At 65.2% G+C, this 23,632-nt stretch carries 21 protein-coding genes; 9 read left to right on the top strand and 12 right to left on the bottom strand.

The genetic code is table 11. From position 1 onward, the window contains the following. Positions 1 to 100: 100 nt before the first annotated feature. From SMA01S_RS11200 to SMA01S_RS11190, 3 genes are all read right to left on the bottom strand, one after another. A complete protein-coding gene (locus SMA01S_RS11200) occupies positions 101 to 1,531 on the bottom strand; it encodes a circularly permuted type 2 ATP-grasp protein (protein ID WP_174543116.1) in 1,431 nt (476 codons plus the stop codon). A 172-nt stretch (positions 1,532 to 1,703) separates the two neighbouring features. Then, positions 1,704 to 2,549, bottom strand: coding sequence for a subclass B3 metallo-beta-lactamase (bla, locus tag SMA01S_RS11195; RefSeq protein WP_245649244.1), 846 nt, complete (start codon positions 2,547 to 2,549; stop codon positions 1,704 to 1,706). After that, positions 2,546 to 4,573 (bottom strand): protein-disulfide reductase DsbD family protein, encoded by a 2,028-nt coding sequence (locus tag SMA01S_RS11190; RefSeq protein WP_066821635.1) that lies wholly within the window; start codon positions 4,571 to 4,573, stop codon positions 2,546 to 2,548. Before SMA01S_RS11190 ends, bla begins: the two co-directional genes overlap by 4 nt. Positions 4,574 to 4,653: 80 nt before the next feature. Here SMA01S_RS11190 and SMA01S_RS11185 point away from each other — a divergent pair, with 80 nt between their 5' ends. Beyond that, the gene (locus SMA01S_RS11185) at positions 4,654 to 6,294 is read left to right on the top strand and encodes an alkaline phosphatase family protein (protein WP_066821632.1); all 1,641 of its coding nucleotides are present in this window, start codon (positions 4,654 to 4,656) and stop codon (positions 6,292 to 6,294) included. Continuing rightward, on the top strand, positions 6,291 to 6,644 hold the full coding sequence (locus SMA01S_RS11180; RefSeq protein ID WP_066821629.1) for a VOC family protein: 354 nt from the start codon (positions 6,291 to 6,293) through the stop codon (positions 6,642 to 6,644). Before SMA01S_RS11185 ends, SMA01S_RS11180 begins: the two co-directional genes overlap by 4 nt. 160 nt (positions 6,645 to 6,804) lie before the next feature. Here SMA01S_RS11180 and SMA01S_RS11175 read toward each other — a convergent pair whose 3' ends face one another. From SMA01S_RS11175 to SMA01S_RS11150, 6 genes are all read right to left on the bottom strand, one after another. Further along, complete coding sequence (locus tag SMA01S_RS11175) at positions 6,805 to 7,740, bottom strand: polysaccharide lyase domain-containing protein (RefSeq protein WP_066821626.1); 936 nt, start codon at positions 7,738 to 7,740, stop codon at positions 6,805 to 6,807. Between the two features lie 179 nt (positions 7,741 to 7,919). Continuing rightward, a complete protein-coding gene (locus SMA01S_RS11170) occupies positions 7,920 to 8,330 on the bottom strand; it encodes a nuclear transport factor 2 family protein (RefSeq protein WP_066821622.1) in 411 nt (136 codons plus the stop codon). Positions 8,331 to 8,415: 85 nt separating this feature from the next. Then, positions 8,416 to 11,073, bottom strand: a complete 2,658-nt coding sequence (gene metH, locus SMA01S_RS11165) for a methionine synthase (RefSeq protein WP_066821619.1) — start codon at positions 11,071 to 11,073, stop codon at positions 8,416 to 8,418. A gap of 124 nt (positions 11,074 to 11,197) precedes the next feature. Further along, complete coding sequence (locus SMA01S_RS11160; protein ID WP_066821678.1) at positions 11,198 to 12,247, bottom strand: homocysteine S-methyltransferase family protein; 1,050 nt, start codon at positions 12,245 to 12,247, stop codon at positions 11,198 to 11,200. Positions 12,248 to 12,361: 114 nt separating this feature from the next. Continuing rightward, positions 12,362 to 13,300, bottom strand: coding sequence for a methylenetetrahydrofolate reductase (gene metF / locus SMA01S_RS11155; protein ID WP_245649243.1), 939 nt, complete (start codon positions 13,298 to 13,300; stop codon positions 12,362 to 12,364). Beyond that, positions 13,300 to 14,259, bottom strand: coding sequence for an ArsR/SmtB family transcription factor (locus SMA01S_RS11150; RefSeq protein WP_066821616.1), 960 nt, complete (start codon positions 14,257 to 14,259; stop codon positions 13,300 to 13,302). The genes metF and SMA01S_RS11150 overlap by 1 nt, the downstream gene beginning before the upstream one ends. Before the next feature lie 103 nt (positions 14,260 to 14,362). On the opposite strand from SMA01S_RS11150, the gene SMA01S_RS11145 reads away from it, so the two are divergent. The 5 genes from SMA01S_RS11145 (at position 14,363) to SMA01S_RS11125 (ending at position 18,972) form a co-directional block, all read left to right on the top strand. Next, positions 14,363 to 14,662 (top strand): hypothetical protein, encoded by a 300-nt coding sequence (locus SMA01S_RS11145; protein WP_084250242.1) that lies wholly within the window; start codon positions 14,363 to 14,365, stop codon positions 14,660 to 14,662. After that, positions 14,662 to 14,859, top strand: a complete 198-nt coding sequence (locus SMA01S_RS11140) for a hypothetical protein (protein ID WP_066821613.1) — start codon at positions 14,662 to 14,664, stop codon at positions 14,857 to 14,859. Before SMA01S_RS11145 ends, SMA01S_RS11140 begins: the two co-directional genes overlap by 1 nt. Beyond that, positions 14,856 to 15,800, top strand: a complete 945-nt coding sequence (locus SMA01S_RS11135; protein WP_066821610.1) for an aldo/keto reductase — start codon at positions 14,856 to 14,858, stop codon at positions 15,798 to 15,800. Before SMA01S_RS11140 ends, SMA01S_RS11135 begins: the two co-directional genes overlap by 4 nt. A 25-nt stretch (positions 15,801 to 15,825) precedes the next feature. Further along, positions 15,826 to 16,647, top strand: coding sequence for a PP2C family serine/threonine-protein phosphatase (locus SMA01S_RS11130; protein WP_066821607.1), 822 nt, complete (start codon positions 15,826 to 15,828; stop codon positions 16,645 to 16,647). A 108-nt stretch (positions 16,648 to 16,755) separates the two neighbouring features. Beyond that, entirely contained in the window at positions 16,756 to 18,972 is a 2,217-nt protein-coding gene (locus tag SMA01S_RS11125) for an arylsulfatase (protein WP_066821604.1), read from the top strand. A gap of 3 nt (positions 18,973 to 18,975) precedes the next feature. Here the strand turns inward: SMA01S_RS11125 and SMA01S_RS11120 are convergent, their stop codons facing one another. Next, entirely contained in the window at positions 18,976 to 19,380 is a 405-nt protein-coding gene (locus tag SMA01S_RS11120; protein WP_066821601.1) for a GFA family protein, read from the bottom strand. Between the two features lie 86 nt (positions 19,381 to 19,466). Here SMA01S_RS11120 and SMA01S_RS11115 point away from each other — a divergent pair, with 86 nt between their 5' ends. Beyond that, positions 19,467 to 20,156, top strand: a complete 690-nt coding sequence (locus SMA01S_RS11115) for a helix-turn-helix transcriptional regulator (RefSeq protein WP_066821598.1) — start codon at positions 19,467 to 19,469, stop codon at positions 20,154 to 20,156. A gap of 237 nt (positions 20,157 to 20,393) precedes the next feature. Here SMA01S_RS11115 and SMA01S_RS11110 read toward each other — a convergent pair whose 3' ends face one another. Further along, positions 20,394 to 21,989, bottom strand: coding sequence for an isocitrate lyase (locus SMA01S_RS11110; protein ID WP_066821596.1), 1,596 nt, complete (start codon positions 21,987 to 21,989; stop codon positions 20,394 to 20,396). Between the two features lie 137 nt (positions 21,990 to 22,126). After that, positions 22,127 to 22,654 carry a lipocalin-like domain-containing protein gene (locus SMA01S_RS11105; protein WP_066821595.1) on the bottom strand — a complete coding sequence of 176 codons (528 nt, stop codon included), beginning with the start codon at positions 22,652 to 22,654 and terminating at the stop codon, positions 22,127 to 22,129. A gap of 89 nt (positions 22,655 to 22,743) precedes the next feature. Between SMA01S_RS11105 and SMA01S_RS11100 the strand changes: the two genes are divergently transcribed. Next, on the top strand, positions 22,744 to 23,631 hold the full coding sequence (locus SMA01S_RS11100; RefSeq protein WP_066821593.1) for a LysR substrate-binding domain-containing protein: 888 nt from the start codon (positions 22,744 to 22,746) through the stop codon (positions 23,629 to 23,631). Position 23,632: the final 1 nt, after the last annotated feature.

Below are 23,632 nucleotides of genomic sequence, written 5' to 3'. Positions count from 1 at the left end.
GGGGCTGGCCCCAAGCGATGTAGATGTGGAGCCCCCCCTCCACCACCGCCTTCGGCGGCGGTCCCCCTCCCCGTTCCGGGGAGGATTTCGGATGCACCGCTCATGACTGCACCTGAAAATGCGCCGGCCCGTTATCCAGCAGCACGAAACTGTCCTTGGTCCCGCCGCCTTGCGACGAATTGACCACCAGCGATCCTTCCCGCAGCGCGACGCGAGTCAGGCCACCAGGCACGACCTGTATCCCTTTCGATCCAGTCAGCACGAAGGGGCGGAAATCGACATGCCGCGGGGCGAGGCCTTGCTCGACCAACGTAGGCACGGTGGACAACGCCAGAGTTGGCTGCGCGATGTAGCGGTGCGGCTCGGCGATCAGGGCAGCGCGAAACCGTTCGATCTCGTCCCTAGAGGCAGTCGGCCCGACCAGCATGCCGTAACCGCCCGATCCGTCGACCAGCTTGACCACCAATTCGCCGAGATGATCGAGCACGTATTTCAACGCCTCGGGCTCGCGGCAGCGGAAGGTCTGGACGTTGGGCAGCTTGGCCTCGGCACCGGTATAATAGCGCACGATTTCTGGCATGTAGGAATAGATCGCCTTGTCGTCGGCGATGCCGTTGCCCGGCGCGTTGAGCAAGGCGACATTGCCCGCCGCATAGGCCGCGATCAGACCCGGCACGCCGAGCATGGAATCCGGGCGGAACACCAGCGGGTCGAGATAATCGTCGTCGATCCGGCGATAGATCACATCGACCTTCACCCGCCCGGCGATCGTGCGCATCCACACGATGTCGTCGTCGACCACCAGGTCCGCCGCCTCGACCAGTTCGACGCCCATCGAGTCCGCGAGGAAGCTGTGTTCGTAATAAGCCGAATTGAAATGGCCGGGGGTGAGCACGACGCAGACCGGATTGCTTCCCGTGCCCTGCGGCGCGACCGATTTCATCGTCTGAAGCAGGCGGTCGGGATAGGAATCGACCGCGGCGACACGGAACTGGCGGAACAATTCGGGGCACAGCCGCAGCATCGCCTCGCGGTTTTCAAGCATGTAGCTGACACCCGACGGGGTCCGGGCATTGTCCTCCAGCACGAAGAAATCGTCGGGCCCGGTCCGCACCAGATCGATCCCGCAGATATGCGCCCAGATGCCATGCGGTGGGCGCATCCCGGCGATTTCGGGCCGGAATTGCGGATTGCCGAAGATCAGATCCTCCGGGAGGACGCCGTCCTTCATGATCCGACGGGCGCCGTAAATGTCGTCGAGAAAGGCGTTGATCGCCTCGACCCGCTGCACCAGCCCGGCGGACAACCGCGACCATTCGTCGGCCAGAAACACGCGCGGTACGATGTCGAACGGGATGATCCGCTCGCTGGCATCCTCATCGCCATAGACCGCGAAAGTGATGCCGAGCTGGCGGAAGGTTACTTCGGCCGATTGCTGGCGGCGCTTGAGCTCGGCGGCGTCAGTGGTGTCGAGCCACTCACCGAGCGCCGTCAATTCGGGGCGAACGAGCGTAGCACCCGAAGTGCCCATGATCTCGTCAAACGCCGGCCCGATTCCCACCAAATGCCAAAGCCCCGCCAGATGTCAGAGTTCCATGCTGCAATGGAATGCTGCGGCGCACAAGCGCCGCCGAAAAGAAATGCGTGCGGGGCACGCATTTCCGGCGGCGCTCGGCGAGCTAGCGAGCCGCGGGGGAGCTACCTTACTTCGCGATCGCCTGCTGCTTGAGCAGTTCCTTGTCGAACGCCGCCTTGGACTCCGCGACCATCTTCGGCAGCAAGTCCGGCGTCAGCCACTTCCCGCTCGCCTTGCGCGCCATCACGTCGGACAATTCCGGATGCGCGGTCAGCACGATATCCGCCTTCATCGCGCCGAGCCGTTTGAAGCTCGCACGGTAATCCGCGACGATGCCGGGGTAGGTCTTGTTGCCGTAGAGCTTGTTGCCGGCGACGGACAGGCTGCAGGGAAACACGACGCTCTTCACCCCGCTTTTCAGCCTCACCGTCGTCGTCCAGGTCGTGCACCCGTGCGTGTGCCCGGCGGTCAGCAATGCGGTCATCGTCACCCCGCCCAAACTCACTTTGTCGCCATCGCTCAGGTGGCGATCGACCTTCACGGGCGGAAAGGTGCCGACATAATTCTGGTCGCCGAAATGCTTGCCGTTCTCGAGCGCCCAGACATCGCCTTCCATCGCGTCGAGCTTGGCGCCGGTATCGCGCTTCATCGCGGCGAGGCCGCCGGCATGATCGAAATGCGCGTGGCTGTTGAGCAGGATCTTGATGTCCGACAGCTTGAACCCAAGCGCCTTGATGTTCGCCTCGATCGCCGGGACGTTCTCTTCCATCGTGGGGTCGAGCAGGATCAGCCCCTTGGACGTGACGATCAGATAGGATGCCAGGCCGGCGGTCCCGACATAATAGATGTTGCCGGCGATGCGGAACGGCTTGGTCGGCTGGGTCCAGGCGGGCGGATCGTCAGCGGGGGCAGCCGGCGCGGCAACGACCAGCATGAGCCCCGCGGCGGCCATTCCCAGCATCCTGGCGATCATTGCAATTCCTCCAACAGCGATGGCGTCAACACCTGCGGCAATATGCGCGGTTCGCCGCCGCCCGCCGGATAATAGAGGTAAAGCGGCACGCCCGCACGATTATGCGCTTCGATGAAGCGGCCGAGCACTGGATCGCCATTGGTCCAGTCGCCGACCAGCACCGCGACGTTCTTCGCCTTGAACGAGGCGTGGACGGCATCGGTGTCGATCGCGACGCGTTCGTTGACCTTGCAAGTCAGGCACCAGTCCGCGGTGAAATAGGCGAACACCGGACGGCCCTGCCCACGGAGTTGTGCGAGCCGGGCCTCGCTGAACTTTTCTTCCTCCGCGCCGACGACGCTTGCCTCGGCCGGCTGCACACGGACCAGCCACGCGCCGGCACCCGCAATGATGACCAGCAGCAGCACGGCCACGGCGCCGAAGCCCAATCCCCGTGCCTGACGTCGTCCCGCCACCCAAAAGACGATTGCCGCACCAAGCGAGACGAGCAGCCCCAATGCCATGCCGTTGACGCCAGCCTCCCTGCCCAGCACCCAGGCAAGCGCCACCGCGGTCAGCCACATCGGGATCGACAGGATACGCCGCAACGTGTCCATCCAAGGCCCCGGCCGAGGCAATCGCTTGCGCAATGACGGTGCATAACCGAGCAACAGGAACGGCAGGGCCAGACCCAGGCCGAGCCCGACGAAAATCGCCAGCGCCGCCGGCCAGGGCAGGATCAGCGCCGCGCCGAGCGACGTCGCCATGAATGGGCCGGCGCACGGTGTCGCCACGAAAGCGGCAAGCGCGCCAGTGGCGAACGCGCCACTAGCGCCGCCCGTACGATTGACGAAACCCGGGACGGGCACTTCGAACACCCCGGCGAGGTTGAGGGCGATGGCGACGGTCAGCATCAACAGCAAAATTACGACATGCGGATCCTGAAGCTGGAACGCCCAACCGACGGCACTGCCGCCCGCCCGCAACGCCAGGATGACGACGCCGAGCGCGAAGCAGACGGCGATCGCTCCGGCTGCATAGGCCAGCGCATCGTGTCTGGCGGCGCGCTCGTCGCCGCCCGCACGCGCCAGGCTCAGCGCCTTGAGGCTCAGGATCGGGAACACGCAGGGCATGACGTTGAGGATCAGCCCGCCGAGCACCGCGCTGAGAAAGGCGAGCAACACGGTCGACCAATCGCTCCCGCTGGCTGTCGCGGTAGGCACCGGCACCACGCCGCGATCGGCAGTCAGCGCCAACGCATGGCCGTCGACATTCAATACGCCCTCGATCGGTCCGGACGCGCCCTTGCCCTTGGTGGTGACGATGAGCCTATCGCCCTCGCGCGCGACTTTCTGCGGCTCGGCATAGTCGATCGCATCGGCGGTGATTGGGTAGAAATAGGCTGCCGCCGCCGCCGCGCCCGCCGGATAGGGAATCGCGATCCGCACCGCGCCGCCCTGCGCCTGATAGGTCGCGCGCGACCCGAGCGGCTGCGGCAACGCGCGCATCCATTGCGCGAACTGCGCCGCATGTACCGGATCGGGTTGCCCGTCGCCGACAGTGAGCTCCGTCGCCAGATCGGCCTGTTCGGGAACGCACAAGGTCTTGGTGCAGACGAGATATTGCAGGTGCAGCTTGATCGGCAGCCTGGTTCCCGCCGCCAGTCCCTGGGGCACGGTCAGCGGCACGATCACCGCATAAGGCTGCTCGAACACATAGTTCATCAGCCCGGCGACGATCAGTTGCTGCGGCGCCGGATAGCGCGGATCGCCCGCGGTTATCTTGCTAGGTAGCGTCCAGGCGAATTTCGCCGGAAATCCGGCGTCACCCGGATTCTGCCAATAGCCATGCCAGCCCGGCTGCGGTCGCGAGTCGAGCGCGAGATTGATCCTGCTGCCCGCTTTGGGCGTGCTGGTCTCTGCGACGAGTTGGATCTTCAGATGCGGGGGCGGATCGTTCGCCGGATCGCCTTGCGCCTGTGCCGGAAGGGCCCAGGCGATCATCGCCAGCATCATCGTCACGAAAGCGAAACCGAGCGCGCGCATGCGACCCCTTGTACCTAACACATCAGCCCCTTAGCGGTCCTTCAACGCCTCGCCCAGTCCGACAGCGGAGTTTCCCCCCGATGCGCCTTGCCAAGTTCGTCCCGCTCGCCCTCATGCTCACCGCGGCGCCGCTCGCCGCGCAGGATGCGCCGCCAGCCCCTGCCCCCGCCAAAGCACCGCCGCCGAAACTGGTTGTGGTGGTTTCAGTCGATCAGTTCTCCGCCGATCTGTTCGCCGAATATCGCAATCGGTTCACCGGCGGATTCAAGCGGCTGCTCGACGGCGCGGTGTTCCCGGCCGGGTTCCAGAGCCACGCCGCGACCGAAACCTGCCCGGGCCATTCGACGATCATGACCGGCGATCGCCCGACGCGGACCGGGATCATCGCCAACGACTGGTATGAATGGACCGGCCCGCGGCCCGGATCGGTCTATTGCGCCGAGGACCCGTCGAAAGGCCCCGCCAAGGATTATGTCGCGTCCGACATCCACCTGCGCGTGCCGACCCTGGGCGAGCGGATGAAGGATGCCGATCCCGACGTGCGCACCGTGTCGGTAGCTGGCAAGGACCGTGCGGCGATCATGATGGGCGGACACAAGGTCGATCAGCTCTGGTTCTGGCGCGACGGCAAGGGCTTCATATCCTATGCCGGACGCACCGAGCCCGCCGCAGTGATCGCCGCCAACGCCGCGGCGAAGGCGGAGATCGCCAAGCCCGGCGCCGCCTTCGCCGAACCCGATTGGTGCAAGCCGGTCGATCGCGCGATCCTCGCCAATGGTCAGACGGTGGGCGCGGGCCGTTTCGCGCGTCCCGCCAAGAACGAGCCGCAATGGAAGGCTTCTCCCGCCTTCGACAGCGCAATCGTCGGGCTCGCGAGCGCCATGGTCCGCGACATGAAGCTCGGCCATGGCAAGTCGACCGACATTTTGACGATCGGCGCGTCGGCGACCGATTATGTCGGCCATACCTACGGCACCGAGGGGTCGGAGATGTGCATCCAGCTCGCCACTCTCGACCAGACGCTCGGTAAATTGTTCGCCGCGCTGGACAAGACCGGCGTCGACTATGTCGTCGCGCTGACCGCCGATCATGGCGGCAACGACATTCCCGAGCGCGAGCGCGAGCGCGCCATGCCGATGGCCGATCGCGTCGCCCACGCTTTGACGCCCAAAACCGTGGGCGATGCGATCGCCAAGGATATGGGGCTGACCGGACGCATCCTGTACGGCGTCACCAATGGCGACGTCTGGATCGATCCCAAGCTGACCGGCGATCAGCGCGCCAAGGTGCTTGCTGCCGCGGTCGCGCGTTATCGCGCCGATCCCCAGGTAGCCGCGGTCTATACCCAGGCGGAGATCGCCGCCGCGCCGCTACCGGAAGGCCCGCCCGAGGGCTGGACGTTGCTGCAGCGCGAGCGGGCCTCGTTCGATCCCGCGCGCTCGGGCGATTTTGTCGTGTTCCTCAAACCCCGCATCACCGCGATCCCGCCGGGCGACTATCCCGGCGCGGTGGCGACGCACGGATCGCCCTGGGATTATGATCGCCGCGTGCCGATCCTGTTCTGGCGCAAGGGGATGAAGGGGTTCGAACAGCCATTGTCGATCGAGACGGTCGACATCATGCCCAGCCTGGCCGGCGTGCTCGGCTTCGCGCTCAAGCCGGGCGATGTCGATGGCCGCTGCCTCGACCTCGACAGCGGTACGGCGAGCACCTGTCCATGAGCTACGCCATGCGCCGCGTGATCATCTTCACGCACAATTTCGCCGCGATGCGCGATTTCTATCGCGACATGTTCGCGCTCGATGTCGTCGAAGAGGATGACGGCTGGGCCGATCTTGCCGCAGGCGGCTGCAACATCGCGATCCATGCCGCGGGCAAGGGCGTGGAGATCGGTCCCGATTTCGAAGGGCCGCACAAGATCGTCTTCCACGCTGACGACGTCGCGGCGGCGCGCGAAGATCTGATATCGCGCGGCGCCAGGATGGGACCGGTCAAGGTCTTCGGCGACTTGCATCTGTGCGATGGCGACGATCCCGATGGGAATCGGTTCCAGCTGTCCAATCGGCCGTAGAACTTAGCCAAACGCTGGTAATCAATACCCCTCCCCGGCGAAGGCCGGGGCCCAGTCGCGATATAATCTCGACGGCGGGATACCACCTGGAATTCGCCGAAGCTGGGCCCCGGCCTTCGCCGGGGACGCGTGAAGGAGGTGGAAGCGTTTTCCCGCCCGCTCAGCGCTCTTCGTATTTCCGGATGCCCTGGGCGAGCTGGTTCTCGCCCACGTCCAGCCGATCGCGCCCGACATTGGCGACGAACGCCGGACTCTTGCCGAAATTGGGCGCGAGCGTTGCGGTATTGCCCACCACCTTCAACCCCGTCGAGGAATAGGTCCGTCCTTCCGCCGCGACGACGATGAAGCCGGTCCAATTCTCCTTGTTCGGTCCATCGGCGAAGGTGTTGCGCGCGATCAGTCCGGTGCCGCCTTCCGACAGGTCGATCATGTAATTGGTCTTGCGACCCTGACTGTCATCGAAACTGTTGTCGGTAATCGACAGATTGGGCACGCGCAATTTGACGTAATGCCCGCCGGTACCGCGCTCGAACCGCGACCGCGTGATCGTCACCGACCCCTTGTTGGCAAGATAGATCGAATGCGAGCAATCGACGGTCTCGTCGCACTGGCCGAGCCCGGAAAAGGTCGAACGGTCGATGACGATCTGCTGGCCCGTCGGCTGGCCGCCGAGAATGCCTTCCTGGCTGTCGAGGAACATCGAGTTGCGGACGGTCAGATTGCCCATCTCGGTGCGGATGCCGGCGCCGTTGCCATCCGACACGCGCATGTTGCGGAACACGATGCCGTCGACCACCGACGACAGCCCGCGCAGCACGAACGCCGCTTTCCCTTCGCACGTCTCGCCGTCGAAGATCGCGGTGCCTGGTTGCGCCGCCTTGAAGGTGATGTTGCCGCCCGCCTGGACAGTACATTGGTGATAGACGCCCGGCGCAATCAGGATCGTCGCAGTGCCCATCCGGATCGACTGCACCGCATCGTCGAGATTGGCGAAGCCTTGCCCGGTTTCCTGCACGGTAAACGGCGCGGCGCCCGGCTCCGCCTGGAGGGGTGCTGCGGCGAGTAACGGGAGCAAGGCGAATAGGGCACGGCGCATTGGGGGACTCCTTCGCGCGTGGCTATTCTACGCCTGGTCTGCCGGCTGAAGGGGGAATGACGGTTAATTCCGCCATTCCTCTGCGCGTGGTCGTCTCAGATGTGAATCATGTCGAGCGATGACCCAATGGGAGACAAATTCCTTCTCCCCTTGTGGAAGAGTTGCGCAATCCGCGCGCGCTAACCCGTCGCCGCGCTCGCGGCCATTTGCGCCATCGACGCGGTGTCGGCGAACTCGACCAGCGACACCGTCTTCAAGTCGTCGTCCAGCGTCCAGATGTCGCATATCTCGGTGACATCTCGCTCACCGCCGCGCGCGGAGACATCGATGCGCAGATGGACGAACGCGGTGTGATCGCTCACCGCGGCGTGCAGCCGCTCCATCTCATGGAAAGTGAAGAGGTCGATCAACTCGTTGATCGCGCCCAGCGCGTCGACCGGACCGACGTCGAATCCCATGACATCGCTTCGGCCCACCACCCGGAATGTGGCGCCCGGCGCGAAATGCGTGGCGAGCGCTTTCTTGTCTCCGCGTTGGCGCGCGGCATAAGCCGCGTCGATTGCTGCGAGCACGGCGTCATGATCGGCCATCGATCCCTCCCCATTTCCGTCAGGGACAGATTACCAGCCGAATACCTCCGCATCCACGCGAGATGCCTCCGTTTCGGACGCGATCTCAGTCGAGATTGGGCCGCAGCCACCGTTCCGTCGTCGGCAAATCCGTCCCGCGCCGCACGGCATAATCCTCGACCTGGTCCCGGCCGATCCGCGCGACACCGAAATACTCGGCCTGCGGGTGCCCGAAATAGAAGCCGCTGACTGCCGCGGTCGGCAGCATCGCGAAGCTTTCGGTCAGGCTGATGCCGGTCGCATGATGCGCGTCGAGCAGCTTGAACAGGATCGGCTTCAGACTGTGATCCGGGCAGGCGGGATAGCCCGGCGCCGGGCGGATGCCGCGATATTGCTCGCGGATCAGCGCCTCGTTGGTCAGCTGCTCGCCCTCGGCATAGCCCCACAACGTCGTGCGGACATGCTGGTGGAGCCGCTCGGCCAGCGCTTCGGCGAAGCGGTCGGCGAGCGCCTTGAGCAGAATGTCGGAATAATCGTCGATCGCCGCTTTGAACCGCGCGAGGTGCGGTTCAATGCCGTGGATCGACACCGCGAACCCGCCGAGCCAGTCGCCCTGGGGATCGACGAAATCGGCCAGGCACATATTGGGCCGCCCCTCGCGCTTGGCGATCTGCTGGCGCAGGAACGGGAGGCGCACGTGGCTCTCGTCATCCGCCAGGTTGAGGAAATCGAAGCTGCGCAATTGCTCGGCGGTCCAGTCGCCCTCGGGCGCGACGACCACGTCATCCTCGTAGCGCGCGCACGGCCACAGTCCGACCACGGCACGCGCGGTCAGCCACTTTTCAGCGACGATCTTGTCGAGCATCTTGTTGGCGTCGGCGAACAAAGAGCGCGCGCTTTCGCCGACGATCTCGTCGTCGAGAATCTTGGGATAGGTGCCGGCGAGTTCCCAGGCGCGGAAGAATGGCGTCCAGTCGATGCACGCGCGCAGATCGTTCAGATCCCAGTCGGCGAAGACGTGGCGGCCCGGCTGCTTGGGCGCGGGCGGCTTCAGCGCCATGTCGGCCTTGAAGCCATTGGCGCGCGCCTGGGCCAGCGGCAGCAATTCATTCTGACCCTTGTTCTCGCGCGACTTGCGCACGGCGGCATAGTCGTCGGCGATCTTGACGACGTAGTCGTCGCGCTGCGTGTCGGACACGAGCGTCGTCGCGACGCCGACCGCGCGGCTGGCGTCGAGCACGTGGACGACGGGACCGTCATAGGCCGGCGCGATGCGCAGCGCGGTGTGGACCTTCGACGTCGTCGCGCCGCCGATCAGCAGCGGCATGGTCATCTTGGCGCGCTTCATCTCCTCGGCGACGGTAACCATCTCGTCGAGACTCGGCGTGATCAGGCCCGACAGGCCGATCATGTCGGCATCGTTCTCGTTCGCCGCTTCAAGGATCTTCGACCAGGGCACCATCACGCCGAGATCGACGACTTCGAAGCCGTTACACTGGAGCACCACGCCGACGATGTTCTTGCCGATATCATGGACGTCGCCCTTGACGGTCGCCATGATGACCTTGCCTTTGCCCCTGGCGCCTTCTTCCTTCTCCGCCTCGATATAGGGGAGCAGGTGGGCGACCGCTTTCTTCATCACGCGCGCCGATTTCACCACCTGGGGCAGGAACATCTTGCCCGACCCGAACAGGTCGCCAACGACGTTCATCCCGTCCATCAACGGGCCTTCGATCACCTCGATCGGGCGCGTGGCCTGTAGACGCGCTTCCTCCGTATCCTCGACGACATATTGGTCGAGACCCTTGACCAACGCATGTTCGAGCCGCTTGCCGACCGACCAGCCGCGCCATTCCTCGGCCGCCTTTTCGGCCGCGGCATCGGTGCCGCGGAACTTCTCGGCCAGCGCGACCAGCCGCTCGCCGGCATCGGGATCGCGGTTGAGGATGACGTCCTCGCAGGCCTGGCGCAGCTCGGGGTCGATCGTGTCGTAGACGTCGAGCTGGCCGGCATTGACGATCGCCATGTCCATGCCCGCGGGGATGGCATGATAGAGGAACACCGAGTGCATCGCGCGACGCACCGGCTCGTTGCCGCGGAACGAGAAGCTCAGGTTCGACAGGCCGCCCGAGATATGGACGTGCGGGCAGCGCTGCTTGATCTCGCGCGTCGCCTCGATGAAATCGACGCCGTAATTGTTGTGTTCCTCGATCCCGGTCGCGATCGCGAACACGTTGGGGTCAAAGATGATGTCTTCGGGCGGAAAGCCGATCCCGGTCAGCAATTTATAGGCGCGCTCGCAAATCTCGACCTTGCGCTCCTTGGTATCGGCCTGGCCGGTCTCGTCGAACGCCATCACCACGGCGGCCGCGCCATAGGCCATGCACTTGCGGGCGTGTTCGAGGAACTGTTCCTCGCCTTCCTTCATGCTGATCGAATTGACGATCGGCTTGCCCGACACGCATTTCAGCCCCGCCTCGATCACTGCCCATTTCGAGCTGTCGATCATCACCGGCACGCGCGCGATATCGGGCTCGGCGGCGATCAGCTTGAGGAAGGTGGTCATGGCGTGGACCGCGTCGAGCAGGCCTTCGTCCATGTTGACGTCGACAACCTGCGCGCCGTTCTCGACCTGCTGGCGCGCGACCTCGACCGCCTTGGCATAGTCGCCGGCCATGATCAGCTTCTTGAACGCCGCCGATCCGGTGACGTTGGTGCGCTCGCCGACATTGACGAAATTGGCGGAGGAAGGCGTGGTGGTCATGTTTTACTCTTAACTCCCCTCCCGCTTGCGGGAGGGGTTGGGGGAGGGTCTGTCTTGTTCTTCTTCGAGCGGCGAAGAGGAGGACACGCCCTCCCCTAGCCCCTCCCGCAAGCAGGAGGGGAAGTTACGCCGCCATGATCATCGGTTCGAGCCCGGCGAGCCGCGTCCGCACCTCGGGCGTCACGATCTTGCGCGGGGCAAGTCCGTTCACCCCGTCGGCGATCGCCTTGATGTGCGCCGGGGTCGAGCCGCAGCAGCCGCCCAGGATGTTGACCTGTCCGGCTTCCGCCCATTCGCCGACCAGACCGGCGGTCGTCGCCGGCTCCTCGTCATAGGCGCCGAGTTCGTTGGGCAGGCCCGCATTCGGGTAGACCATGATCAGCGTGTCGGCGATCTCGGCCAGCGTCTTGACGTGCGGGCGGAGCTGTTCGGCGCCGAACGAGCAATTGAGCCCGATCGTCACCGGCTTGGCATGGCGTACGGCGTGCCAGAAGGCCTCGACCGTGTGGCCCGACAGGTTGCGGCCCGAGAGATCGGTCAGCGTCATCGACAGCATGATCGGCAAGTCGCGGCCGAGCGCCTCGCCCGCCTCGATCGCCGCCATCACGCCGGCCTTGGCGTTGAGCGTGTCGAACACCGTCTCGATCAGGACGAAATCGATCCCGCCTTCGACCAAGGCATCGATCTGCTCGCGATACACGTCCTTGAGGTAATCGAAGTCGATCTCGCGATAGCCGGGGTCGTTGACGTCGGGCGACAGCGACAGGGTCTTGTTGGTCGGCCCGATCGCGCCGGCAACAAAGCGCGGGCGGCCATCCTTGGCCTCGAATTCGTCGGCGATGGCGCGCGCCATCTTGGCGCTTTCCAGGTTGATCTCGCGGACCAGATGCTCGGCGCCGTAATCGGCCTGGCTGATGCGATTGGCCGAGAAGGTGTTGGTCTCGGCGATGTCGGCCCCCGCCTCGAAATAGGCGCGGTGGATCGATGCCGGCACCTCGGGCTTGGTCAGCGCGAGGATGTCGTTATTGCCTTTCTGGTCGTGGCTCAGGCCCAGCGAGCCGGCATAATCCGCCTCGGCGAGTTTCCAGTTCTGGATCTCGGTCCCGAACGCGCCATCGGTGATCAGGATGCGCTTCGCTGCCTCAGTGAGTAGTTTTTCACGTGCCGTTGCCATTATCATACTCCGTCACCCCGGCCTTGTGCCGGGGTCCACTATGCCGCTTTTCCCATCGACCGCAGGTGAAGCGGCACGGTGGATGCCGGGACGAGCCCGGCATGACGGCAGAAATTACGCCGCCTCGGCCTTCGCCGCGTCCTTGGGCCGGATCCCCAGCAGATGGCAGATCGCGTAGCTCAGCTCGGCGCGGTTGAGCGTGTAGAAGTGGAAATTGCGCACGCCGCCCGCATAGAGCCGCCGGCACAATTCCGCGGCGATCGTCGCCGCCACCAATTGCCGCGCCGCCGGATGATCGTCGAGCCCGTCGAACAGCCGCCCCATCCAGCTCGGTACCGCCGTCCCACACATCGCCGACATGCGCTGGACGCTGGCAAAGTTCATCACCGGCATGATTCCGGGCACGATCTCGGCGTCGATGCCCGCCGCGGCGAGGGCATCGCGATAGCGGAAGAAAGTCTCCGCCTCGTGGAAGAACTGGGTGATCGCACGGCTGGCGCCGGCATCGAGCTTGCGCTTGAGATTGTCGATGTCCGCGGCCGCATCGGGCGAGTCAGGATGGCATTCGGGATAGGCCGCGACCGAAATCTCGAACGGACGGAGTTTGCGCAGCCCCGCGACGAGATCGGCGGCATTCTCATAGCCGCCCGGATGAGTGGCATATTTCTCGCCCGCGCGCGGCGGGTCGCCGCGCAGCGCGACGATGTGTCGGACGCCGGCATTCCAATAATCGTCGGCGACTTGGTCGATCTCTTCCCTGGTCGCCTCGACGCAGGTGAGATGCGCGGCGGCCGGGATGTTGGTCTCGCGCGCGATCCGGGCGACGGTCGCGTGCGTCCGCTCGCGAGTCGATCCGCCGGCACCATAGGTCACCGAGACGAAGCGCGGGGCGAGCGGGCTGAGCGTCTGCAGCGACTCCCAAAGAGTCTCTTCCATCTTCTCGGTCTTGGGCGGGAAGAATTCGAAGCTGACCTGCGCGTCGCCCGCGACATCCGCGAACAACGGGCTCGCCAGCGCCAGCCGCGCCTCCGCCATCTGCTTGACCGAAACCATTACGCTGCCTCCGCTATACGCGCCGGCGCGCCTGCCTTGCGCGCCAGCCACAATTTCACCGTCAGTTCGCCGCCCTCGAGCGTCTCGGTCCGTATCGGCGCGAGACCCGAATGGTCGAACCAGCCGAGCATCTGCTCGTCCGAAAAACCGAGACGCGCATGCGCGTCGCGAATCCGCAATTCCTCGCGTCCGTGCGGCGCGAAATCGACGATCAGCAACCGGCCGCCCGGTCCCAGCACCCGCGCGGCCTCGGCGATCGCCGCGTCAGGCGTCTGCGCGAAATGGAGAACGTGGTGCAGGATCGCCAGGTCCGCGGTCCCGTTATCCAATGGCAGCGCGTAGAGATCGGCCTGGCGCAATTCCGTATTGTCGAGCCCGCGCTCGGTCAGCTTCGCGCGCGCCAGCCGTAGCATCTCGGAACTGCGATCGATCCCAAGTGCATGATCCGCCTGACCGGCGAACAATTCGAGCATCCGCCCGGTGCCGGTGCCGATATCGACCAGCCGCTCGACCCGGGCATCGCCGAGTACCGCGGCCATCGCCGCTTCGACCTGCTCCTCGGCGATATGAAGCGAGCGGATCGCATCCCACTCGCCGGCATTGCTCTCGAACCAGCCCGCCGCGTGCGCGGCGCGGTCGGCGCGGACCGCCGCCAGGCGCGCCGCATCGGCTTCGGCGCGAGCATGAGCGCGGTCGCCTTCCCAGGCATCGAGCGCGGTGCACAGCGGCGCCGCCACGTCGCGCGCGCCCATCGCGACGAACACCCAGCTGCCTTCCTTGCGGCGCTCGACGATGCCGGCATCGGACAATATCTTGACGTGACGGCTGACGCGCGGCTGGCTTTGCCCCAATACCTGCGCGAGTTCGCCGACCGACAGCTCCATCGAGCGCACCAGCGCGACGATCCGTAGCCGCGTCGAATCGGCAAGCGCGCGGAAGATGTCGAGGGCGTTCGGCATGGCAGATAGAGATATAAAGATATCTTTATATGCCGTCAACGCGTTGCGCGCGGAACGAGGCGGCGGTAGCGGTGTTTCGACCCAATTCGCAGGAGATTTCCGGATGACCAAGGCTCCCAAGACACTCGCCGTATCGCTCGCGATCGTCGCCACGCTCGGCATCGCCGCGTGCAGCAACAAGGCGCAGAACGAAGCGGCGGAAGCGGCCAACACGATGGCGGGTGACGCCAACGCGACCATGGCGCGCGCGGTCAACACCACCGATGCCGCGGTCGATTCGGCGCTGGGCGCCGCCGAGAACAAGATGGATGCCACGTCGAACAAGATGGGCAAGGCGACCAGCGACGCGAAAAAGGATGCCGGTCAGGCGTTGAAGGATGCCGGCAACGAGATCGAGGATTGATGCGCGCTCGCCTCGCTTTCGCCGGCCTCGCCCTTATGATGGGAATGGCGGCGTGCTCTAGCCGTGACGATACCGGCGGCGTGTCGGCCGACGACCAGCGGGCGTTGAACGACGCCGCGGCAATGCTGGACGCCAACACCGCCGTACCCGCCCAGCCATCCGACCCGACGCCGTCCGACCAAGGAAACGCGCAATGACCGACCTCCGCCGCCTCGGCGCCAGCCATCTGCACACCCCGAAGCTGTGCCTCGGCGGCAACGTGTTCGGCTGGACCGCCGACAAGGCGACCAGTTTCGCCGTGCTCGACGCTTTCGTCGATGCGGGCGGCACGTTGGTCGACACCGCCGACGTCTATTCGGCTTGGGTGCCGGGCCACAAAGGCGGTGAATCGGAAAGCGTGATCGGCGAGTGGATCAAATCAAGCGGCAAGCAGATCGGCGTCGCCACCAAGGTCGGCATGCTGCCGAGCGCGGCGGGCGAGAAGCTCGCTCCCGCACGAATCGCGGAGGCGTGCGACGCTTCGCTTCAGCGGCTCGGGGTCGAGCAGATCGCGCTCTATTATGCGCACCAGGACGACGACGCGACGCCGCAGGAAGCCTATATGGAGGCGTTCGCCAAACTGGTCGCGGCGGGCAAGGTCGCGGTGCTCGGCGCGTCCAACTTCCATGCCGCGCGGCTCAAGTCGGCCAACGACGTCGCGCGCGCCGCCGGCCTCCCGCATTTCCAGGTACTGCAGCCCGAATACAATCTGGTCAGCCGCCACAAGTTCGAAGGCGAACTGCAGGATTATTGCGTCGAGTATAACATTGGCGTGTTGCCCTATTACGGGCTCGCCTCGGGCTTTCTGACGGGCAAGTACCGCTCGGGCGACGATCTCGGGAAGAGCGTGCGTGGCGGGCGGATGACCGCCTATCTCGAGGGCAAGGGCCTCGCTGTGCTGAAGGCGATGGATGAAGTCGCCGCAGAAACCGGCGCGACGTTGGCGCAGATCGCACTCGCCTGGCTCGCCGCGCAACCCGGCGTCACCGCGCCGATCGCCAGTGCGACCAGCGTGAAGCAACTCGAGGAATTGCTCCCGGCGATGGACCTGACGCTCAGCGCCGCTCAACTCGACAAGCTCGACGCCGCCGGCGCCTGACTCCTCCAAAAGCGAAGGGGCGAGCATGCATCTCGACCTGATCCAGTCGCTGTCGATCGCCGGCGATTCCTCGAAGGCGAATGACGATCGCACCGGCGCGGGCCATGCCCATGCCTGGGTGATCGATGGCGCCACCGATCTCGGCGAGCCGGGGCTGCTCGGTAATCGCGGCGGCGCGGCATGGATCGCGGCGGAGGCCGACCGTGCCTTCGCCGCCGCCGATAGTGGGTCGATCGAGCAAGTGTGCCGGACCGTATTCGAGCATGTCGCCGCCCGCTTCACCGAGGCGCGCAGGCGCGAGCCGGAGCTGTGGGAGATACCGTCCGCCTCGTTTCTCGCAGTCGCGGTAGCGGACAATGTCGTCGACTGCGCCTGGCTTGGCGATTGTGCCGCGCTCCTCATCCGCGACGGCCACGCGATGCGCATCGGACCGCAGCGCGATATTCGCGACGATGAAACCGACCTCGCGCGGAGCGTGGCGCATCACGGCCTGGGATCGGTCAAACGCGCGGCACCAATACTCGATGTCCTGCGCACGGCGCGCAGCCGGCCAGAACGCCAGGTGCTCGGGATCGACCCCGCCGGCGCCGAGCATATCTATTATTCCAGCCAGCCCTGCGTGGCCGGCGACGAATTGCTGCTGATGAGCGACGGCTTCGTCGCGATCGCCGACCTTTATCGGTTGATCGACCAGGCGGCGCTGCCCGGCCTGTTGGCGGAGGGCGGCCTGCCGGGGATCGCCACCCAATTGCGCGCCGCCGAGGCCGAGGATTTCGAATGCGTCCGCTGGCCGCGCTTCAAACAGGGCGACGACGCCACCGCGATCTGGCTGCGCATCGCCGCCTGACCAGGCCCGCTGTTCAATGCGCGTAAGGCAGGCCTTGTCGGGCCCCTGCCCCACTCCATAGGCTGACACAAACCCGCAAGGAAAACGCGGGTCGCCAGGAGAGTAAAGATGCCCAACCGCGACCCGCTCGCCGCACCGCATGCGCCGTTCCGGCCATCGGGGCCCAAGCCGCCGGCGGACGCCCCCAATATCGTCGTCATCCTGTTCGACGATGTCGGCCTGTCGGATTTCGGCTGCTACGGGTCCCCAATCGCGACGCCGGCGATCGACGCGATCGCCGCGCGGGGCCTGCGCTATTCCGGCTTCCACACCACCGCGATGTGTTCGACCACGCGCGCCGCGCTGATGACGGGACGCAATCATCATTCGGTCGGCATGGGGTGCCTCGCCAATTTCGACAGCGGCTATCCCGGCTATCGCGGCAAGATCGCGCGCGAGGCCGGCACTTTGCCCGAGATGCTGCGGCCGCACGGCTATAACAGCTATATGGTCGGTAAGTGGCACGTCACGCCCCTCGACGAGACCGGTCCCACAGGTCCGCACGACGGATGGCCCCTGGGGCGTGGGTTCGATCATTATTACGGCTTCATGGATGCCGAGACCGACCAATATGCGCCGGAGCTGGTGCGCGACAACACGCCGGTTCCCGCACCGGGCACGTACGAGAGCGGCTATCACCTGACCGAGGATCTGACCGACGAGGCGATCCGCTACGTCGCCGATCATGTCGCCGCGCGGCCGGACAAGCCGTTCCTGCTGTGGCTGGCCTATGGCGCGTGCCATGCCCCGCATCAGGCACCGCGCGACCTGATCCTGAAATATGACGAGATGTTCCGCGACGGCTGGGACGCGGAGCGTGAGCGGCGGCTGGCGCGGATGATCGAGATGGGGCTTGTGCCGGCGGACACGACGCTGCCGCCGCGCAACGACTTCGTGCAGCCCTGGGACGGCCTCGACGCCGATGCGAAACGGCTCTTCACGCGGCTCCAGGGTGCCTATGCCGCGATGCTGGACCATGCCGATCAGAACATCGCGCGGCTGGCCGCTTTCCTCGACACCGCCGGGCTGACCGACGACACGCTGATCCTGGTCCTGTCGGACAATGGCGCGAGCCAGGAAGGGCTCGGCTACGGCTTCGTCAATGCGATGGGGCCGTACAATATGCGGCCCGAGACGATCGAGGAGAAGATCGCGCGGATCGAAGATATCGGCGGGCCCGACACGCATTCCAACTTCCCGCTCGGCTGGGCAATGGCGTCGAATACGCCGCTCAGGCGCTACAAGCAGAACACGCATGGCGGCGGCATCCGCGATCCGCTGGTGGTGAGCTGGCCCAAACGCCTGGCCGCACGCGGAGAGGTGCGCCACCAGTTCGCGCACGCGGTCGATCTCGTCCCCACCCTGCTCGAGCTTATCGGAATCGATGCGCCGGTCAGCGTCGCCGGCGTCGACCAGATGCCGATCGAGGGCGTCAGCTTCGCTGCCTCGTTGACCGACGCCGCCGCGCTGGAGCGCGACACGCCGCAATATTTCGAGATGTTCGGCCATCGCGGGATCATCCATCGCGGCTGGAAAGCGGTCGCGTTCCACCCGCCGGGCACGCCGTACGACGCCGACAAATGGGAATTGTTCGACTTGTCGACCGACTTCGCCGAGACGCACGATCTGTCGGCCGAGCATCCCGAGAAGCTCGCCGAATTGGTCGACCTGTGGTGGCAGCAAGCCGAGGCGCATCAGGTCCTGCCGCTCGATGATCGCTTCGGCCCGCGCTTCGCCGAAAATGCGACGCGCCGGCTGGGCGATCGCCGCATTTTCACCTTCCACAAAGGGATGGGGCACATCCCGACCGATATCGCTCCCGATCTGCGCGCCCGGTCGTACCGGATCGAGGCGCATGCGATCGTGGCGCCCGGCAACGAAGGCGTGCTGATCGCGCACGGCGACGCCACCTGCGGCTACAGCCTGTACGTGAAGGACGATCGCCTGCATTTCGACGTCAATGTCGGCGAGCACCAGATCGTCTCGTCTAACACGCCGGTCCCAGCGGGCGAACACGTTTTGTCGGTCCATGTCGCACACGGCGCCCCGGTGCGGGCCGAATTGCGCTGTGATGGCAAACCGGTCGGCGACGGCACGATCCGTTTCGGGTTCGTCAATTTCATCAGCTGGTCCGGGCTCGACATCGGTCACGATCGATCGAGCCCGGTCTCCTGCTATTCCGCGCCATTCGCTTTCACCGGCGAATTGACCAAGGTCGTCGTTACGATCGAGGACGAGCAAGGCGACGCCGAGGGCGCGGCGCAGGCCTTGCTCGCGCGCGAATAGCGATCACAGATAAGAGGTTATCGCGGGCGGCTCCCACCAAGCATTATCGCGTCCATTGGCGAAATTGACCGGCGCCTCCGCCAGTTCCTGATCGCTGGCGTCGTCGAGGCAATTGACGTTGACCGACACGTAATCGCCCCCAATCGCCTCGACATGGCCATCGCCGTACGATGCGACACCACAAGTTTTGCAGAAGCGGTGATGGCCGGACTTCGTCCCGAACTGATAATCGGACAGATTGTCGACGCCCGACAGCAACCGGAACTGATCGGGCTTGAGCAGCACGCCCCAGGCGCGGCGTTTGGTGCAGATCGAGCAATTGCATTTCCCGGTGCCGGCGGCGAGATCGATATCCGCCTCGAAACGCACCGCACCGCAATGGCAGCTGCCGTGATAGGTCTTCAACATCCCTGGTCTCCTGTCGTTCACCGGAATCGACTTACTGCCACCCTGCTGCCACCATGCTGTCAGCATCATGCAGCTAAAGAGCAAAAATGCGACGCGCCGACCGCCTCTTCCAGATCGTTCAGATCCTCCGCCGCGAGCGGCGGCCGACCACCGCCGAGGCGATCGCCGCCGAGCTCGAAACCTCGAAACGCTCGGTCTATCGCGATATCGCCGCATTGATGGGGCAGCGCGTGCCCGTGCGCGGGGAAGCCGGGATCGGCTATGTGCTCGACGGCGGCTATGACCTTCCGCCTCTGATGCTGACCTCCGAAGAGGCCGAGGCCGCCGCGCTTGGCGCGCAATGGGTCGAAGGGCATGGCGATCCGGCCTTGGCGCGCGCCGCCCGCGACCTGCTGGCCAAGATAGCCGCTGTCGTGCCGCACGAAATGGCCCCGCTGATCACCGATGCCGTGGCGCGCACTGCGCCGGGTTGGCGGATCGCGTCGGACAGCGTCGACGCCAGCCGATTACGCGCCGCCGTCCGCAGCGGCAGCAAGATCCGCCTCACCTATCGCGACGAGCGGGACAGGATCAGCGAGCGCATGGTCTGGCCGATTGCGATCGCCTATCTCGACGCCGCACGGCTGCTTGCTGCCTGGTGCGAGTTGCGTGAAGATTTCCGATCTTTCCGGCTCGACCGCATCGTCGCGGCCGATATCCTCGACCAGCCCTATCCGGCGAGACCGGCGGCACTCAGGGCGCAATGGCTTGCCCGTTTCCGCGATGGTGCGGGGTAAACCCGCGCGCAGTGTCATCGTGCCCCGGACGGCCAAGGTTCTAGAAAACGAAACGGCCCGGAGGGGCTACTAACCTCCGGGCCGTCCAGGGTTCGCCGCCAAGCGGGGGCTGACGCGGCGAACATCGCGGCGCAGGGTCAGGCCGCGAACTTATTTAGGCCGGCATCGGTGGGGGCTGGAAGCCCCGCCGGCCGGGCGTGATCGCGGGCGCGGGATAGCGAGCGCTATCCCGATCGATCACGCCGCGAACTGGTTCATCGTATTGTGCGCGCCGCCGGCCTTGAGCGCGGCCTCGCCCGCGAAATACTCCTTGTGATCGTCGCCCAGGTCGCTGCCCGACATATTCTGGTGCTTCACCGCGGCGATGCCCTGGCGGATTTCCTGGCGCTGGACGTTCTTGACGTAGCCCAGCATCCCCGCCTCGCCGAAATATTCCTTGGCCAGATTGTCGGTCGACAGAGCGGCGGTGTGATAAGTCGGCAGCGTGATCAGGTGGTGGAAGATCCCCGCCCGCTTCGACGCATCCGCCTGGAAGGTGCGGATCCGCTCATCGGCCTCGGCCGCGAGATCGGTCGTATCGTAATCCACGCTCATCAGCTTCGCGCGATCATAGGCCGACACGTCGCGCCCGGCTTCAGCCCAGGCATCATAGACCTGCTGGCGGAAGTTGAGCGTCCAGTTGAAGCTGGGCGAGTTGTTGTAGACCAATTTCGCGTTGGGAACGACTTCACGGATGCGATCGACCATCGAGGCGATCTGCTCGATATGCGGCTTCTCGGTCTCGATCCACAGCAGGTCGGCGCCGTTTTGCAGCGAGGCGATGCAGTCCATCACGCAGCGGTCGGCCCCGGTTCCTTCGCGGAACTGGAACAGGTTCGACTTGAGCCGCTTCGGACGGACCAGCTTGCCGTCGCGTTCGATCACGACATCGCCCGCCTTGAGGTCGCCGACCGCGATCTCCTCGCAATCGAGGTACGAATTATACTGGTCGCCGAGATCGCCGGGCGTGTGGCTGATCGCGATCTGCTTGGTCAGGCCGGCACCGAGCGAGTCGGTACGCGTGACGATGATCCCGTCCTCGACGCCGAGTTCGAGAAAGGCGTAACGGCAGGCGCGGACCTTCGCCAGGAAGTCCTCGTGCGGCACGGTGACCTTGCCGTCCTGATGCCCGCATTGCTTTTCGTCCGAGACCTGGTTCTCGATCTGCAGCGCGCAGGCACCCGCCTCGATCATCTTCTTGGCGAGCAAATACGTCGCCTCGGCATTGCCGAAGCCGGCATCGATATCGGCGATGATCGGCACGACGTGCGTCTGGTGGTTGTCGATCGCGTGGAGCAGCCGCTGCTCGGCAACTTCGTCGCCAGCCTCGCGCGCCTTGTCCAGTTCGCGGAACATCATGCCGAGCTCGCGCGCGTCGGCCTGACGCAGGAAAGTGTAGAGTTCCTCGATCAGCGCCGGAACGCTGGTCTTTTCGTGCATCGACTGATCCGGGAGCGGCCCGAAATCGGAACGCAGCGCGGCAACCATCCAGCCCGACAGATAGAGATAGCGGCGTTCGGTCGAGCCGAAATGCTTCTTGATGCTGATCATCTTCTGCTGACCGATGAACCCGTGCCAGCAGCCGAGCGACTGGGTGTAGTTCGCCGGATCGGCGTCATAGGCCGCCATGTCGCGGCGCATGATCGCCGCGGTGTAGCGCGCGATGTCGAGCCCGGTGCGGAACCGGTTCTGGATCTGCATCCGCGCTACCGCCTCGGCGCCGATCCCGTCCCAGGTGCCGTTGTGGCTCTTGATCAGCTGGCCGGTAGCAGCAATCGATTCTTGGTAGGTCACGGTACGTCCTCGCTTGTAGTGATGCGAGGAGATGTACAGCGATTTACATGATTCGCGGCGCACGAACGGGTAGGATACGAGTTAGGTTGTGACTGTGCTCGATATTTTTTGTGATAAGCTGTAAGTATCTTTACAACCTAGCCCAGCTTACGCCAGATCGAGATCGGGATGTCGCCATTGGGCCGAGCGGCGACGGTATAGCGCAGCACGCCGCCCTGCAGCTGATAGTGCCTGACCTGCCTGGTACCGTTCCAGTTGGCGAAACTCGCCTGCTCGATGGCGAAGGTCAACGTGTGCGCCTTCACGTCCGCGCTCAGCATCCCATAATGCACACTCATCCCCAACGCGGTCTCGCGATACTCTTCCGGCGTGCCGGTGGCGCGGTCGCCCGAGGCGAAGCGCGGCCGTTCGCTCATGTAGATCATCAGCGTGTAGTGGCCGGCAGCGTCCACCATCATGCTGCCGCGCGGCGCGGCGCCATAGTCGCGGCTTATACTGCCGTCGGGATGCTGGACGTCCGCGGCAACCAGCGACCAGGTGCCGACCAGCGCACGAGGCAGCGACGGGCGCTCCCCTGCGGCGGATGCCGTGGCGAGCGAACCCCCAATCAGGATGGCAGCGGCAGCCACTTCGATCGTACGCGGCGGCGGCAACAGTCTGAACATTGCAAGTCTCCTTTCTCACCGCTGCTACTCGGCCCTTAACATCCATAAAAACGAATAGTATTTATGGATAACTTCAGTTATTCTGAAGTATGCTATTGCCCAATCTCGACATGGACGTGCTCCGGACGCTGGTGCTGGCCGAGCAATTGGGCGGGTTCGGCCGCGCCGCCGAACGTGTCGGGCGATCGCAATCGGCGGTCAGTCAACAGATCCGCCGGATCGAAGAACAAGTCGGGGAGCCGCTGTTCGAGAAACAGGGTCGTGGCCTGGTGCCGACGCCCGCGGGCGAAGTCCTGCTCGCTTATGGACGTCGCATTCTGGACCTCAATGATGAGGCGCTGATCGCGGTTCGAGGTACGGCGGCGCGCGGTGAGGTGCGCTTCGGCCTGCCCCCCGATCTCGCCGAGACCTGGCTTCCCGACGTGCTCGGACGATTCAGTCGCGGGCATCCGGGTGTGCGTCTGGAAACAGTCGTCGATCGCAATCGGGCGCTGATCGACCGGCTGGACCGCGGCGAGCTCGATCTCACGCTCGCCATGAATCAGATCGATCGCGCCGATGCCCGATCGCTGGCTGCGCTGAAGGCGATCTGGGTCGGGCCATCACCCCGCCGCTTGCACTGGGATCCAGCGGGCAGCGAGCCGCTGCCACTCGTCCTGACCGAAGCGCCCTGCTTCTTTCGTCAGCGCGCGCTCGCCCTGCTGGAGGCCGCCGGCATCCCCTGGCGCGTCGTGCTGACAAGCGCGAGTTCGCGCGGCCTGTGGGCCGCGGTCGAAGCCGGGCTCGGCGTGACCTTGCGCATTCCGGTCGGCATCCCGGCCGATCTGCACATATTCGGCGCCGAGGAGGGCCTTCCGGATCCGACGGGCGAGCCGTTCGTCCTGTCGATCCATGACGGCGGCCGCGTGCTCGAGCCTGCCGCTCGGCAGCTTTACGATATCCTGGCCGCCGCGATGACCGATCGGCCCGGCGGCTAAG

The sequence above is a fragment of the Sphingomonas mali NBRC 15500 genome, from assembly GCF_001598415.1.
Classification (GTDB): domain Bacteria; phylum Pseudomonadota; class Alphaproteobacteria; order Sphingomonadales; family Sphingomonadaceae; genus Sphingomonas; species Sphingomonas mali.
The sequence above is the reverse complement of the archived record's forward strand: the minus strand, read 5'-3'. Positions and strand labels throughout refer to the sequence as shown.